This is a genomic window from Brevibacillus daliensis (genome assembly GCF_021245735.1).
Taxonomy (GTDB): domain Bacteria; phylum Bacillota; class Bacilli; order Brevibacillales; family Brevibacillaceae; genus Brevibacillus_B; species Brevibacillus_B daliensis.
Genome location: NZ_JAJISB010000019.1, coordinates 21538 through 36234, shown reverse-complemented (window position 1 = coordinate 36234; position 14697 = coordinate 21538). Strand labels below are relative to the sequence as shown.

Sequence of the window (14697 nt, the reverse complement as noted above, 5' to 3'; positions counted from 1 at the left end):
CACTTAACTTTTTTGTGTCCAAGATATTGACTCAGATCCAGTACTTTAAGAAAAATTTTAGTAAGGAAGTAAATAATTTATGGTTCAAGTCTTATTTTGATTGTGTACGTACACTTAATTCAGAAAATATTGGTACGTAGCAAACGAAGTTTAGGTACGAACAGAGAAGGCTTTTGCTTTGATTCGGCACTGGGTGGGGTATATTTTGTATGTCCTCCCATATGAGACACTGTATAAGCCACAGGGAATTTAGAATTGTGCCACCCGCTAAGTGATACAGTTCTTCAGAAGTACCGTACTGGGCATTTACATGTTATTCAATGCTTGCATTTGTATTGCGTGGGAAGGGTCGATGTAAATAGATGTGGACTGGATGCTTTCATGTCGCACCAATCTTCTTATGACTTCAATCTCAACTCCACCACCGTTATCCAGATTCTTACAAAAGCTATGTCTAAACGAATGCGGTGTAATGACCTTCATGTTCGCCAAGTCAGCGTATTTATCAACATCACCTTGTATTTCTCTGGCTCCCCAAAGTGTTATATGAAGTAAAAACAACATCATCCAATAGTGTTCTACGACTAATTTGCCAAGTTTTATTAGGATATTTGACTAAGAATAATAATTCTACGAACAATTTACGACATAGCTAATAGGACTATCTCACCTATCGTAACCGTGTAGACTTGTAACGCTTCATTATAAAGGTAAGTGAGCTCGCGGAACCGACTGCAATGACCAAAGGAACATGCCTTTTTGAAGACATTAACCGTTATAGGCAAGCTTAGAAGCTCTAGAAGGTGGTATAGAGACGTCCTGACATGATAGGAAACAAAAGAGAACCAACTTGGCAAATTATAGCATTGTCCGGTCTTTCCGTCCCTCTGCGATCTTAACGTGACAATAACGCTCAAATAGCGCGTCCAACGAATACTCCGAGCTTACCGCGAATCTATCTCCGCGTTGTTTTTTACCCTTGCGCTTGTCCTTTTGCACAACAAAAAACGCCCCCATCCGATTTATATTCGGAATGAGAGCGTATGTTAGTCAGTATTTAGTCCACCGCCACCCTGACGGTATGTCCTCGCCATGTCCACCGTAATGTCCGACGGCTGAAAACGTTGATTTGACGCGGTTTTAAAGCGTATGGTGATCCGGACTGGGTTCGAACCAGCGACCCCCACCCTGTCAAGATGGTGCTCTCCCAACTGAGCTACCGGATCAAATCTGATGTTCAAACGAAGTTAGTGAATCGTAAATATGTATATGGTGGGCCCTGTAGGACTCGAACCTACGACCTATCGGTTATGAGCCGACTGCTCTGACCAACTGAGCTAAGGGCCCTCTATTGCTTTTAGGTAAGTATGTCATTAATGACAAGTAATTCTAAAAAGCAATTCAGTGACAAAAATAAATATACCTGATTTTGAAGAGAATTTCAAGAGGAAATAATGATTTTCTACAAATTTTTATATCTTTTTTACTTATACTATCCCTTACATTACCAAATTCCCAAAAATAATGTATTCGTTTGGTACTGGATGTCCTCAAAAAATATGTAAAGCACAAAACCTAATTCAATTAAATTATGATTCAAATGCTGTTCTTTCAGGAAATGTGCCGCCTTCCCTAACTAAACAAACAACCAGTCCCTGAACCGCTCTATCAAAATAAAACTTGGAAGGAATATTAGGGTTAGGCAAAGTTTCTAATTCTGAAAATTTTCTAGTTACCTTATTCAATTCAATTTTCCCCATGATGTTTTCATTTGGGCCAAATCTGTAAACAACGATTTCATTGTCTTCATACTCTTTTAACAGTAATACATACGAAGCCAAGACAATTCCCCCTCAGGTGGATACCACGGACGACCTGAACCAACTGTTCTATCATGCGCTGTCCTATAATCCGATTTGAATATACCTTCAATTTAGACTCAAATAACTCATAGTTCAGTAAATCAATATCATTTTTCTCCTGTCGCGGGAGTTCCTTTTTTATCAGAAGGCTCCGAATAACTTAACCGTGTAGTAGGTTCCGTATTCTCTTACTTGTTCCCTTTCCGATCCTTGGTGAGCTCCATCCCTTTGCTAAGGGATCTTCCAACTAAAAAAGAAGCAAATCCAGTCAAACCTGCACCCGCTAATTCCGCTTTTTATCGGCAGATAATTCTTCAAATGCTTTAAGCTACTATTGATACTGTTCGACAATACTTACCACAGTACCATCAAAACCATGATACAGCTTATTCCTCAACTCTACGGTATCTTCCACTAACACTTGTACATTTCCTGCTATATTCTTTGCCGACTCGATCGGACTGGTTACCAAATTATAGGCACCTTCAACTGTATCCGTCACTACTTGTGCAACTTTTTTCCCGCTCCTGTAACGGAAGCCACCTGCAATCTCCCACCCACTTTGTTCACCTACTGGTTCCGGATTCATTATGATTAACAGCAGCAGCGGCTGTCACTGCTCTTCTCCTCTCATTCTCTTCCATTAATACTTGAAGAGTTGCAGCATCTGGTTTCCACACTGCATCTCTCGATAAACAAAAACTCATTTTCCCGCTCCTCCTGATCAATACGTGGGAATTTTTTCCTTTACCCTCGGAAACGTGACATTTCTCCCAAACGATGGCAGGTCTCTGTTATATGCAGACTGATCCGTACCCCAAAACTCTTCCACTCGGGTTCTATGTAGGATCTCCCAGCTAAGTTATCTCTGGAAGAAATGATTTTAACAAAGAAAAACAGCGAGCATTCACCTGCATCGTACAGGTGAATGCTCGCCACTTCTCTTCTAAGACATATCCTTACTCTTTCCCCCAACCGCCCATCTCGACGGTGGAACCTCCGTTACAATGACCCGCACTTGTTCTGGCTTCACTTCCAGACTAGTGACGGTAGCCTCTGTCACGTTTTTAATCAAATGATTGATTTGCTCATCTGTTCTTCCTTGAAGCACCTGAATCTGAACAATCGGCATGCTGATTGCCTCCCCTACTATCGACTAGCAAATGTAAGAATATCGTCCTCTTTTATTTACCGGTCAATGAAACACTACCCAAGCCGTCAAATTGGACAAGGACATGATCGCCAGGACCAATTGCAATTGCCTCCGACATTGCCCCGGCGAGAACAATATCACCTTTTTTCAGTCCTGCGCCACGCTCGCCCAGCTTGTTAACAGCCCAGGCTACTGCAGTAGCTGGATTACCCAAGACTGCCGCGCCTGTTCCTGTTGCTGCTATTTCACCGTTTTTGCTCATGACCATACCTTCTGTAACCAAGTTCAACTCTTGTGGGGAAACCATTTTACTACCAATGACAAAACGAGCCGAAGAGCAGTTATCTGCAACTACATCTGTTAATGTAAAACGAAAATTCTCATAACGGCTGTCAATAATCTCAATAGCTGCGGCTACAAATTGTGTAGCTTGCAGTACATCTTCTGCTGTTACATTGGTGCCTTGTAAATCTTCCGCCATGAAGAACGCAATTTCTGGTTCAGCTTTTGGATGGATTAACTGTGAGCAATCGATTGGTTCCCATTCATAAGCTAACATGTCATGTAATAGCGTTCCATAAATTGCTTCATGGACACCCATCATTTTCTGTTTTGCCTCGCTGGTTAGCCCTAGCTTAATCCCAATGCGACGGTTGCCATCCTGGATTTTACGTTCAATTAATTGGTCCTGCAAGTTGTATGCTTCCTCGATTTGTAGATCGGGATAACGATCTGTGACCTTGGTGACTTCCTTGCACTCTTTTTCTGCTTCATATAGATAGGTAACGATATCCTGCGCCATATCCTGTGTGATGCTCATGTAAATCTGCCTCCTGTTCCCTGTCTGATCTATAAAAATCGTATTATCTGCTTCCCGCCAGTTCAGCAGCCACATCCAAAATCATATCTTCTTGTCCACCCACAGCTTTTCTTCTGCCCAACTCTATCAAAATATCGCGTGGATCAATACCAAAACGTTTTCCTGCACGCTCAGCATGTAACAAGAAACTGGAATATACACCTGCATAGCCTAGAACCAGACTTCCTTTGTTAATTTCCTGAGGTCTGTGCAGGATCGGTGCCACAATATCCTCAGCCAAATCCATCATTTTATAAATATCAATGCCCACGTTAACACCCATGCGATCCAACACGCTGACCAATACTTCGGTCTGCGCATTTCCGGCACCTGCCCCTAGACAGCGAACACTACCATCGATGCGAGTCGCACCTTCTTCAATTGCAACCAGTGTATTGGCTACAGCAAGTGACAGATTGTTATGCGCATGGAATCCAATCTCAATATCCAGAGATTGACGCAGGGCACGAACACGTTCCCGTACCTGATCTGGCAAAAGCGCTCCCGCGGAATCGGTTATATAGACCGCTTCTGCTCCATAGCTTTCCATTAATTTGGCTTGTTCCACCAGTTTTTCCACAGGCGCCGAATGTGCCATCATGAGAAAACCGAGAGACTCCATGCCCAATTCACGCGCTAGGGAAATATGCTGAGCAGAAACATCTGCCTCCGTAACATGCGTCGCCACTCGCACGAGACCTGCTCCGAGGTTTTTTGCTTGTTTCAACTCATCTACTGTACCGATACCAGGGATAAGCAGTACGGCAACCGTTGCTTGTTTACATTCTTCAACGGCGGCTTCAATTAACTTCATTTCATCTGTCAGAGAACGTCCATATTGCAAGGTTGAACCACCTAGACCGTCGCCATGACTTACTTCAATATAATGCATGCCTGCCTGATCCAGCGCACGCGACACGGAACGCACATGCTCCTCCGTAAACTGGTGTGCAATCGCATGGCTACCGTCTCGAAGACAGACCTCTGTGATTTTGATTAGTTTATCACTGTTGCGTTTCATACTTGCCCTCCTTCAATCGCACCGCATAGTTCTCTCCTACACGAAGGGCAGCCGCCGTCATGATATCCAGATTACCAGCATAAGCAGGGAAATAATCTCCAGCGCCTTCAACTTCAAGGAAAACCGTTACTTTATTCTCTTCAAACATTGGTTCTTGCTTCAAACGATAGCCAGGAACATATTGACGCACCGTTTCTACCATGTCGGTGATTGCCTGTCGGATTTTTTCCTCGTCCATTTGCTTCACTTCACAGTAAACAGTGTCTCTCATTAAGATAGGAGGTTCAGCAGGATTTAGAATAATCAGAGCTTTGCCTCGATCTGCTCCACCCACGATCTCAAGACCTCTTTTAGTTGTAATGGTAAACTCATCAATATTTGCTCGTGTACCTGGACCTGCACTTTTACTGGAAATTGTCGCTACGATTTCGGCATAACGAACGTCAGCTACTTCATTTATGGCATAAACGATAGGAATCGTTGCCTGCCCACCACAGGTAATCATATTCACGTTATCTACATCAAGAGAAATATCAGACTGAATTGCAGGGCTTACAAAAGGCCCACGTGCTGCTGGTGTCAAGTCAACTGCGATTTTGCCCAATTCACGCAGCACTTTAGCATGACGTACATGTGTTTTGGCAGATGTAGCGTCAAATACGATGTCTGCGATCTCCGGATTTTTTACGATCGCATCGATACCATCCGCAGATGTCCCGATCCCCAATTCTTTTGCCCGACGCAAGCCATCTGATTCAGGGTCGATTCCGATCAACGTTGTTAATTCCAGTACATCGCTTCGTAGCATTTTATACATCAGGTCAGTACCAATATTTCCTGATCCGATGATGGCAGCTTTTACCTTACCCACCTGGTTCCCTCCTTTATTTAAATTCTACAGAAACGGTTCCCAATACTCCGAAATCAGCTGTGATTGTATCACCACTACATACATCTTCCGCTTTGGATAAAGCACCCGGAAGAATGATTTCTCCTGCTTTTAGCGTAATACCGAACTCGTGTAGTTTATTAGCAAGCCACGCAACGGCATGAGCTGGATGCCCCAATGCTGCTGCACCCGCACCTGTTGCAATTTGCTGTCCATTTTTAAAGAAATTCATCCCTACCGTACGTAAATCTAAGCCGGCAATCGATGTCTTTTTATCTCCCACAACAACCATTGCAGATGAGCCGTTGTCTGCTACGGTATCTACCAATTTTATTTTCCAATCGGCAATGCGGCTGTCGATAATTTCAATGGTAGGCAGTACATAATCAGTAGCCATCAGTACATCTAAAAAAGTAACGTTTGGTCCGACCAGATCATCCTTCAGGACAAAACCGATTTCAGCTTCCACCCTTGGTGAAAGGAAACGATCCACAGAAACTGTCTGTGAATCCTCCACCTTCATATCATCTAGCAAATGTCCATAATCCGGCTCGTTTACACCCAACATTTGTTGCATGGCCTTGCTGGTTAACCCTACCTTCTTACCGATAATCGTACGTCCCGATTTTAACTTCTGTTCAATCACATGTAACTGAATGGCATAAGAGTCTTCTACTGTTAGCTCTTCATATCTACCTGTAAGCGGCAAAATTGCTTGTTTACTCTCTTCTGCTTCTAGTAATTCTGTTGCGATTTCTTCTATTAAATTGCTCATCGTTCTCCCTCCCGAAATTCATCATGCGTTCTCTCTATCCATCAAACTATCCAATGTCTAAAAATATCTCTATCTATAACGAAACGCTGGAAGTTCAAATGGCTACCTATCGCTTCATCGTAATCGTCTTAGCTTCTGTATAGAAATCAAAACTGTGTCGTCCGCCTTCACGTCCAATACCACTTGCTTTGGAACCACCAAACGGAGTACGCAGATCACGTACATACCAGCAGTTCACCCACAGTAATCCGGATTGAACACGGTTCGCTACACGATGAGCTCGTCGCAGGTCATTCGTCCAGACCACCCCAGCCAGACCGTAGATAGAATCGTTAGCAATGCGAATCGCATCCTCTTCTGTCTTGAACGGAATGACTACTACTACTGGTCCAAAAATCTCTTCCTGTGCCACACGCATTTTATTATCCACATCGTACAAGACGGTTGGAGTATAATAGTTTCCTTCTCCAAGCTCAGTCAGGCGTTTACCTCCAAACCCTAGCTTAGCCCCTTCTTGCAAACCGATTTGTACATATTCATCAACCGTGTTCAAGTGACCTTTGGATACGAGCGCACCCATCTCAGTCTCTTCATTTAACGGATCTCCCACTTTAATCTTGGACGCAGCTTCTACGAACATTTCCAGGAAACGATCATATATGCTCTCCTGAACCAATAAACGGGAGCCAGCTAGACAAATTTCACCTTGGTTACGATAAATCGCCTCAATGGAGCCTTTTACTGCTTCTTCCAGATCAGCATCTTCAAATACGATGTTTGCTGATTTTCCGCCTAGCTCAAGAGAGACAGGGATCAGTTGGGAAGCTGCATTTTGCATAACGGTTTTACCAGTAGTCGTCTCACCAACGAATGAAATTCTGCGTACATTCGGATGAGTCGTCATTGCTGTTCCCACTGTTCCACCCGGACCTGTCACAATATTGAGAACCCCTGGCGGAAGACCTGCTTCATTAGCGATATCTCCCAGCATTACAGCACTTAGCGGTGTATAAGAAGCTGGTTTTACCAATACCGTATTACCTGCGGCAAGTGCAGCCGATGCTTTCCAAGTCATCTGCATGAATGGCAGGTTCCACGGAATAATCAGGCTTGTCACCCCTGCAGGTGCATAGGTGCTGTACGAAGAGAAACGTCCCATTTCGTAGTGCTCAGCGTGAACATACTTCGCCATCTCTGCAAAAAAGCGAAGATTTTGTGCCGCACGAGGAATATCAAAGCCTCTGCTCTCATTGATTGGTTTACCTACATCCAACGTTTCAACCAGAGCAATTTCATCTGCACGTTCCATTATCAGATCAGACATTCTGCACAATATCCGAGAACGTTCTTCAACAGGCATTTCACTCCAGACACCACTCTCAAATGTGCGCTGCGCTACTTCAACCGCTCGGTTTACATCTTCTTCAGAAGCGTTAGCTACCCGTGCCAAAGGACGATTCGTAGCAGGGTTACTTGTTTCAAACGTCTGACCTGACAATGCATCTACATATTCTCCATTAATAAAAAGACGCGCGTCCTGAACGTTAACTTTTTTATCTAACAACTGATCACTCATACACCTACCGCCCCTCTATTCGATTTCCAGAATCATCTCGATTTCTACAGCAGTATTACCCGGTAATTGTTGCATGCCTACTGCTGATCTACCGTGCTTGCCTTTTTCTCCGAATACCTCTACCAACAGGTCAGAAGCACCGTTCATTACTTTTGGCTGATCGGTAAAATCAGGGGTGCAGTTTACGAAGCCAAGGATTTTAACCACTCGCTTCACACGGCTTAATTCTCCCAATTCCCCTTTAACCGCACTTAACAAATTCAACATGGATTGTCTTGCAGCCAAATAGCCTTCTTCAACGTCGAAATCTTCTCCAACCTTGCCACGGTATTGATCCACACCCTGTCCTGCCGTGAACAGTAGATTGCCCGTTTGTACGCAAGCAACATAGTTTCCGACAGCCTTACGTGGCTCAGTTAGCTGTAAGCCTAAGCTCTCTATTTTTTCTTCCGGAGTCATAATTTTTTCTGCCATTTTTCTGTTTTGCCCCTCTCTTTACGAGTCTTTATACCTTATCTCGGGTACAACTATTACTTTTCACAATTCAAGAATCTCAGCGCATTTTCACCAAGAATGAGCTTCCGATCTTTCTCTGATAAATCTGGAGTCTTATCAATAACCTCACCAGGTGGAATTTCTCGTAGTAGGAATGGATAATCAGACCCAACTACGATTTTATCTGCACCGAAGCGATCAATCAGATACTTGATGTTTAATGGATCATAAACAAGCGAATCAAAATAAAAATTCTTAGCATAATAGCTTGGCGGATGGGTTGTCAGGCGCAAATGCGGCCAAACTTCCCAGCCTTTATCCAGTCTTGGCAGGATATAAGGGAAGGAGCCTCCTCCATGCGCAAAGCAGACTTGCAGATTCGGGAATTTTTCCATTAATCCGCTATTAACAAGACTTGCTGCAGCCAGCGCTGTTTCACTAGGCATACCGATTGTGTACATAAAATTATGCCTGGGAAGGCGATCTCTTCCCATCGTTTCCCACGGGTGAATGAAGAGAGGGACTCTCCACTTTTCACACATCTCGAAAAATGGAATCAATCTTGGATCATCGAGATTAGCGCCATTTACGTTGGAGCCAATTTCAATCCCTTTTAGCCCTAGTTCATTGATACACCGATCCATTTCACGAATAGCTGCATCAACATCTTGCAGTGGTACGGTCCCCAGACCGATAAAACGATCTGGGTATTTTTGTACCGTTTCTGCAATAAAATCATTCTGGATTTTTGACATCAGCATAGCTGGCTCTGTATCTGCCCAGTAGGAGAAGGTTACAGGAATTGGTGAAAGCACCTGAATATCCACACCTTCTCGGTCCATATCCTGAATGCGTTTTTCCGGACTCCATACCTGGTCCGTTACTTCGCGAAACACCTTGCCTGCCACCATAATGTTTGCTCCGCACGCGCATGTACGGTTCATGGTTGGCCAGCGTTCTCCACCGAATTTTTCTGTAAAATCAGGAAAATCCTCTGGAATGATATGCGTATGAAAATCTACTCGCATTTCCATTCCTCCACATTCTCAGTCATTACATGCCCACAATGTTTGCATGTACGGAATTCTTCACTACCATTGAACTCTTCAATAGCTTCTTTTACTTGAACTTCAATATTGGTCAATTGCACGGTTTTACGATGCATGACTTTATCACATTCATCGCACACCCAGATGAAATGCTCCAATTCACCTTCTGCACGGTTTCTTTCAATAACGATTCCAATCGTATCAGGAACACGATGCGGAGAGTGTGGCACGTTAGGAGGCAATAAGAAAATCTCGCCTTCCTTCACCGTGATTACCTCACGCTTGCCTTCCTTGTTGATAATCTCTACATAGCAATCACCCTTGATCTGATAGAAGATCTCCTCAGATGGGTCTACATGGAAATCGCGACGTTTGTTAGGTCCACCTAATAACATGAACATCAATTCAGCATCTTTCCATAGCACCTTGTTGTTTACAGGTGGTTTAAGCTCATGCTTGTGGTCCTCAATAAATTGCATTAAGTTGATTGGCGAATAGCTTTTTCCCATTATGAAACACTCTCCTTCAATTGTTTGGTTTCTACTAAACGGTCATAACTTGAGTACTTCTCTTGGACAAGAAAGATAGCCAAAGCACCGAATAAGCATGGAATTGCAAATGCCAAGAAATTCATTTGAAACGGCAAGTTCATGGCAACCAAATAACCTACCAATGTCGGACCAAGGATTCCTCCGATTCGGCCTATCCCTAGTGACCATCCTATGCCTGTTGCACGCATATTTTTCGGATAATATTCTGCGATGTATGGATTTGCAAGATTCTGTGTTCCAATGGAGCAAGCTCCACCAATAGCAATTAAGAAATATAGGATGAGCGTGTCTGCTTTAAAACCAAGAAGGATGAAGCACAGAGCACCTAGTGCATAGAACATCAGCAATACTTTCTTAGCACCAATTCTGTCTGCCAGCCATCCTCCAACCACTGAGCCTACAATAGAACCAAAGTTAAGTACCAGCATAAAAGTAAGACTGGAACCTAGTGGATAGCCTGCTTGCATCATCAGTTTTGGTAGCCACGTATTTAACCCGTACACCATGATGAGACAGCTAAAGCATGACACCCAAAACATAAAGGTGCTTCGAGCGCGTTTATCTTCAAATAAGCGTTGTACCGGAATTTTTGTAGCTGTCTCTTTTGACTGCTGCTCTGTTTCGCTATCCAATACGTAACGATCTGTTTCATGATAATTTCCCGTTGGATCTACCTTGTTCATAATAGCTGCCAACGTTTTGAAGTCTTCCTTTTGTACATAATAGTTCAAAGATTCAGGCATTTTTTTAATCATGATTGGAATTGCTAAAAGAGGCAAACCTCCGAGTATAAACAACAAGTTCCAACCCATTGTAGGAATCAAGTAAATGCCGATTAAGGATGCAATAATACCGCCTATTGCATAGCCGGAATACATGGTTGCAACTAGAATATTTCTTTTTGATTTAGGTGAATATTCAGTCATCATAGCGATTACGTTAGGCATCAATCCACCAAGTCCAAGACCTGCAATAAAACGCAGGACAGAAAAAACAGTAGGATTAGGGGAGAAAGCAATTAAAAAGGTTACTGCACTAAACAACGTAAGACAAAGTATTAATACTTTCTTTCTACCTATCATATCTGCAAGTGGAGCAAACAGGAAAGCCCCCACCATCATGCCAAATAAGGCGTAACTTCCCATCGCACCTGCTTCAACTGAAGTGAGACTCCATTCCGCCATCAAGGTCGGTAAAACAACACCATACATATTAAGGTCATATCCATCGCAGATAATACTAAAGGCACACCAGAAAAAAATTGTCATATGAAATCCGGAGAATTTACTATTTCCCATTACTTCAGCAACACGAACTGTTTTCATAGCTACAAACCTCCACCGTATCTTAGCATTAACGTGTTAGCCATTACATGACGTAAGAATGATCACCTCCTTTATCCATCTAGCCATTTTACTATTCCTTCCATCCGAGACGTCGGGAAATTTCTTTCGCAGCTTGAATAACTTGTTGTGGTCTCATTTCCTGACTTTCCTCCAGATAACGAAACTTGAGACCGGCACAGCTGATGGATGCTATCACTTCTTTCTTATGATTAAAGATTGGAGCAGCAATACATGTGAGACCCAATTCAATCTCTTCGTCATCGATGGCATACCCCCTGTCACGAGTAATTGATAACTCTTCCTTGATTTTTTCTGGATCGGTCAAGGTTTTAGGTGTAAACGCTACCATTTCTGACTCTATTAAAATTTGCTCCATAACCTTCTCTGGCAAAAAAGCGAGGATAGCTTTCCCTACCCCCGTGCAATGAAGAGGTGCCCGCTTTCCGTACTGTGAATACATACGAATGGAACCTGGACCATCTCTTTTTTCTACATACACGGCTTGATTTCCATCTCTGATTACAAGATGGACCGTTTCCTGAAGTGTTTCACCTAACTGGGCAATAATGGGGGCAGCTATCTGACGTATTTCCATGTTGCCAGCAACTACATTTCCCAGTTCGAATAATCGTAAGCCTAATTTATATTTTTGATTTTCCTGGTTTTGTTCGAGATATCCGCGCTGGGACAGTGTCTTGATTAGTCCGTGCACAGTGCTTTTTGATAATTTCACACCTTCACTAATCTCTTTCACGCTAAGTTCGGTCTGAGTGAAACTGAACTGTTCCAGGATATCAAGTGATCTTGCCACAGATTGAATTAAACGATCGCTCATAAGTTCCCCTCTCGCAATTATCTTACTATTTCGTCATTTTGTTCGATATTGTCGAACGCCATTCGATAATAACATCGTATGCATCCTATTCTATAACGTAGGGATGCATTTCGTAAATTCTTTTTTTCTTATTTTAGCAATATTCACACATATAAACCATCGGTATACATATTGGTTAACGTCGCTGCGATCTCTTCCAAAGAAGCGATTTTGATGTCTTTTACAATTTCCCATTGGTACATCTCATTGGAATAAAACCACCCTCGTGCAGCCAACTCTGGTTTCACATCAGTACGAATTAATCCATGTTTTTGTCCATACGTAATATCTCTGGTGATACTCTCGATAAACTGTTTACGAATCTCTTCCCATTTGGCATTCACAATGGCAGATAAGCCAATCGCTTCTGCAAACACACGCATCATATTTTTTTCTGATTCTGCCAGTTGCAGAAAACGCAGTACCTGTTGATAAATGATTTGCTTTGCTTCTGCTTTGGTTTTAGGAGCGAAAGGCGTATGTGCTATCGTAAAAAATTCACTCATTACGTCTTCCATTAGAACCACAAGTAGGTCATCCTTGCCAGTGAAATGGACATATGCCGTCCCGTAGCCCGTTTTTGCCTTTTTTATAATTTGTGAAATGGTAGCTTTTTGAAACCCTTCAGACAAGAAAATCTCGCAACCGGCATCCAATAATTTTTGTCTGGTAGCTATTGATCTTAAGTGCCTTCCATCCACCACTTCAACCTCATTTGTGTTTAAATGTTCCAACTTTCTCTTGCCTCCTTTAGCTAATAGGATAACGTTCAATCAGGGAAATGAAAAGATAAAGGATGTCACACTTGAATTTTTTCAGATTTTTTAGAATATAATTCATAAAATGTTGACACTATGTCAGGTTGTTTGTAATCTATGGTTAAGTTACAGATTCTGCATAACTAACAAAGGAGGATTCCATGTCCAACTATCTCTTTTCTCCATCGAAAGATTTTGCATCACTATTAGATTCACAAGATCCGCTTGCTCATTTTCGCAATGAATTTTATCTGCATCCTGATGGCATCTATTTAGACGGTAATTCTCTTGGGCTGACGTCCAAAAGAGCAGAAAAAACATTGCTTGAATGTTTTGAAGATTGGAAAACCATTGGTATTGACGGCTGGTCACAGGGGACGCATCCCTGGTTCTATATCTCAGAAAAATTGGGAGAACAGATGGCTCCACTCGTTGGCGCTCATGCTGACGAGGTTATTGTAACCGGTTCCACAACATCTAATCTTCATCAAATTCTGGCTACTTTTTATAAACCTGAAGGAAAGCGTACAAAAATCATGGCGAACGAGCTTGATTTCCCAACGGATATTTATGCGATCCAAAGTCAGCTACGCATGCATGGTTACGATCATGAGAAGCATCTGATCCGTATCAAGTCTCGTGATGGATTAACAATTGCTGAAGATGATATTATCGCAGCCATGTCAGATGAAATCGCGGTTATTATTATGCCAGCTGTATTTTATCGTAGCGGACAGCTGCTTGATATGAAGAGACTGACGGAAGAGGCACATAAGCATGGTATCCTGATCGGTTTTGACGGTTGTCACTCCGTTGGCTCAGTACCCCATTACTTCAGTGATTGGGATGTTGATTTTGCGTTCTGGTGTAATTACAAATATCTGAATGCAGGACCAGGCGGAGTAGGGTCTCTGTATGTGAACCGCAAACATTTTGGCACGTATCCAGGTCTTGCTGGTTGGTTTGGTTCGGATAAGGAAAAACAATTTGAAATGGCACATGAATTTGTTCCGACGCATGATGCAGGGGCATATCAGGTAGGAACTCCTCACATCCTGAGCCTGGCACCGCTTATTGGCTCGCTGGAAATGTTCCATGAAGCGGGAATTGACCAGATCAGAAAAAAATCCTTGCAACTAACACGATATATGATGGATTTGATCAAAAATGAGTTAGGTGATGTTGGCTTTACCATTGGGAACCCTGACGAAGATCATCTTCGTGGTGGACATGTATGCTTGCAGCATGAAGAAGCAGTACGTATCTGCAAGGCATTGAAGGATCGTGGCATTACCCCTGATTTCCGTGCGCCAAATATCGTGCGACTGGCACCCGTAGCTCTTTATAACTCTTATACAGAAGTATATGAATCTGTTCAGACCTTAAAAAAAATCATGGCAGAAAAAGCATATGAGATATATGAAAACAAGCGGGGCGTTATTGCCTAGCAGCTATACACTTTGCTTGTGAATAAAAGTAAAAGGGGGAA

At 42.8% G+C, this 14697-nt stretch carries 17 protein-coding genes and 2 tRNA genes; 1 reads left to right on the top strand and 18 read right to left on the bottom strand.

Annotated features, from left to right (window positions below; translation table 11 throughout):
* Positions 1–306 precede the first annotated feature (306 nt).
* The 18 genes from LM917_RS14800 to LM917_RS14715 all read right to left on the bottom strand — a co-directional run bounded on the left by LM917_RS14800 (position 307) and on the right by LM917_RS14715 (position 13184).
* Entirely contained in the window at positions 307–567 is a 261-nt protein-coding gene (locus tag LM917_RS14800) for a tyrosine-type recombinase/integrase (RefSeq protein WP_232698307.1), read from the bottom strand.
* Positions 568–1150: 583 nt separating this feature from the next.
* Positions 1151–1226 (bottom strand) — tRNA-Val (locus LM917_RS14795).
* Between the two features lie 44 nt (positions 1227–1270).
* Positions 1271–1347: transfer RNA gene (locus LM917_RS14790), tRNA-Ile, on the bottom strand.
* A 242-nt stretch (positions 1348–1589) separates the two neighbouring features.
* Positions 1590–1841: a hypothetical protein gene (locus LM917_RS14785; protein WP_232698306.1), complete on the bottom strand. Its 252-nt coding sequence runs from the start codon at positions 1839–1841 to the stop codon at positions 1590–1592.
* A gap of 352 nt (positions 1842–2193) precedes the next feature.
* Positions 2194–2451, bottom strand: a complete 258-nt coding sequence (locus tag LM917_RS14780; protein WP_232698305.1) for a hypothetical protein — start codon at positions 2449–2451, stop codon at positions 2194–2196.
* Positions 2429–2569: a hypothetical protein gene (locus LM917_RS14775; RefSeq protein ID WP_232698304.1), complete on the bottom strand. Its 141-nt coding sequence runs from the start codon at positions 2567–2569 to the stop codon at positions 2429–2431. Before LM917_RS14775 ends, LM917_RS14780 begins: the two co-directional genes overlap by 23 nt.
* A gap of 239 nt (positions 2570–2808) precedes the next feature.
* Positions 2809–2994 (bottom strand): 2-hydroxymuconate tautomerase, encoded by a 186-nt coding sequence (gene thmT / locus LM917_RS14770; protein WP_232698303.1) that lies wholly within the window; start codon positions 2992–2994, stop codon positions 2809–2811.
* Between the two features lie 52 nt (positions 2995–3046).
* Positions 3047–3835: a 2-keto-4-pentenoate hydratase gene (locus LM917_RS14765; protein ID WP_232698302.1), complete on the bottom strand. Its 789-nt coding sequence runs from the start codon at positions 3833–3835 to the stop codon at positions 3047–3049.
* 43 nt (positions 3836–3878) lie between these two features.
* Positions 3879–4895, bottom strand: coding sequence for a 4-hydroxy-2-oxovalerate aldolase (dmpG, locus tag LM917_RS14760; RefSeq protein WP_232698301.1), 1017 nt, complete (start codon positions 4893–4895; stop codon positions 3879–3881).
* Positions 4879–5766, bottom strand: coding sequence for an acetaldehyde dehydrogenase (acetylating) (locus LM917_RS14755; RefSeq protein ID WP_232698300.1), 888 nt, complete (start codon positions 5764–5766; stop codon positions 4879–4881). Before LM917_RS14755 ends, dmpG begins: the two co-directional genes overlap by 17 nt.
* Before the next feature lie 13 nt (positions 5767–5779).
* A complete protein-coding gene (locus tag LM917_RS14750; RefSeq protein WP_232698299.1) occupies positions 5780–6559 on the bottom strand; it encodes a 2-keto-4-pentenoate hydratase in 780 nt (259 codons plus the stop codon).
* A 106-nt stretch (positions 6560–6665) separates the two neighbouring features.
* Entirely contained in the window at positions 6666–8135 is a 1470-nt protein-coding gene (locus LM917_RS14745) for an aldehyde dehydrogenase (protein WP_232698298.1), read from the bottom strand.
* A gap of 15 nt (positions 8136–8150) precedes the next feature.
* Positions 8151–8609 carry a RidA family protein gene (locus LM917_RS14740; RefSeq protein WP_232698297.1) on the bottom strand — a complete coding sequence of 153 codons (459 nt, stop codon included), beginning with the start codon at positions 8607–8609 and terminating at the stop codon, positions 8151–8153.
* Positions 8610–8665: 56 nt separating this feature from the next.
* Positions 8666–9664, bottom strand: coding sequence for an amidohydrolase family protein (locus LM917_RS14735; protein WP_232698296.1), 999 nt, complete (start codon positions 9662–9664; stop codon positions 8666–8668).
* The gene (locus LM917_RS14730; protein WP_232698295.1) at positions 9649–10188 is read right to left on the bottom strand and encodes a 3-hydroxyanthranilate 3,4-dioxygenase; all 540 of its coding nucleotides are present in this window, start codon (positions 10186–10188) and stop codon (positions 9649–9651) included. Before LM917_RS14730 ends, LM917_RS14735 begins: the two co-directional genes overlap by 16 nt.
* Complete coding sequence (locus LM917_RS14725) at positions 10188–11555, bottom strand: MFS transporter (RefSeq protein ID WP_232698294.1); 1368 nt, start codon at positions 11553–11555, stop codon at positions 10188–10190. The genes LM917_RS14730 and LM917_RS14725 overlap by 1 nt, the downstream gene beginning before the upstream one ends.
* Positions 11556–11646: 91 nt before the next feature.
* Positions 11647–12411 (bottom strand): IclR family transcriptional regulator, encoded by a 765-nt coding sequence (locus LM917_RS14720; protein WP_232698293.1) that lies wholly within the window; start codon positions 12409–12411, stop codon positions 11647–11649.
* Between the two features lie 143 nt (positions 12412–12554).
* Positions 12555–13184 (bottom strand): TetR/AcrR family transcriptional regulator, encoded by a 630-nt coding sequence (locus LM917_RS14715; protein WP_232698292.1) that lies wholly within the window; start codon positions 13182–13184, stop codon positions 12555–12557.
* A 185-nt stretch (positions 13185–13369) separates the two neighbouring features.
* Between LM917_RS14715 and kynU the strand changes: the two genes are divergently transcribed.
* A complete protein-coding gene (gene kynU / locus LM917_RS14710; protein WP_232698291.1) occupies positions 13370–14656 on the top strand; it encodes a kynureninase in 1287 nt (428 codons plus the stop codon).
* Positions 14657–14697: the final 41 nt, after the last annotated feature.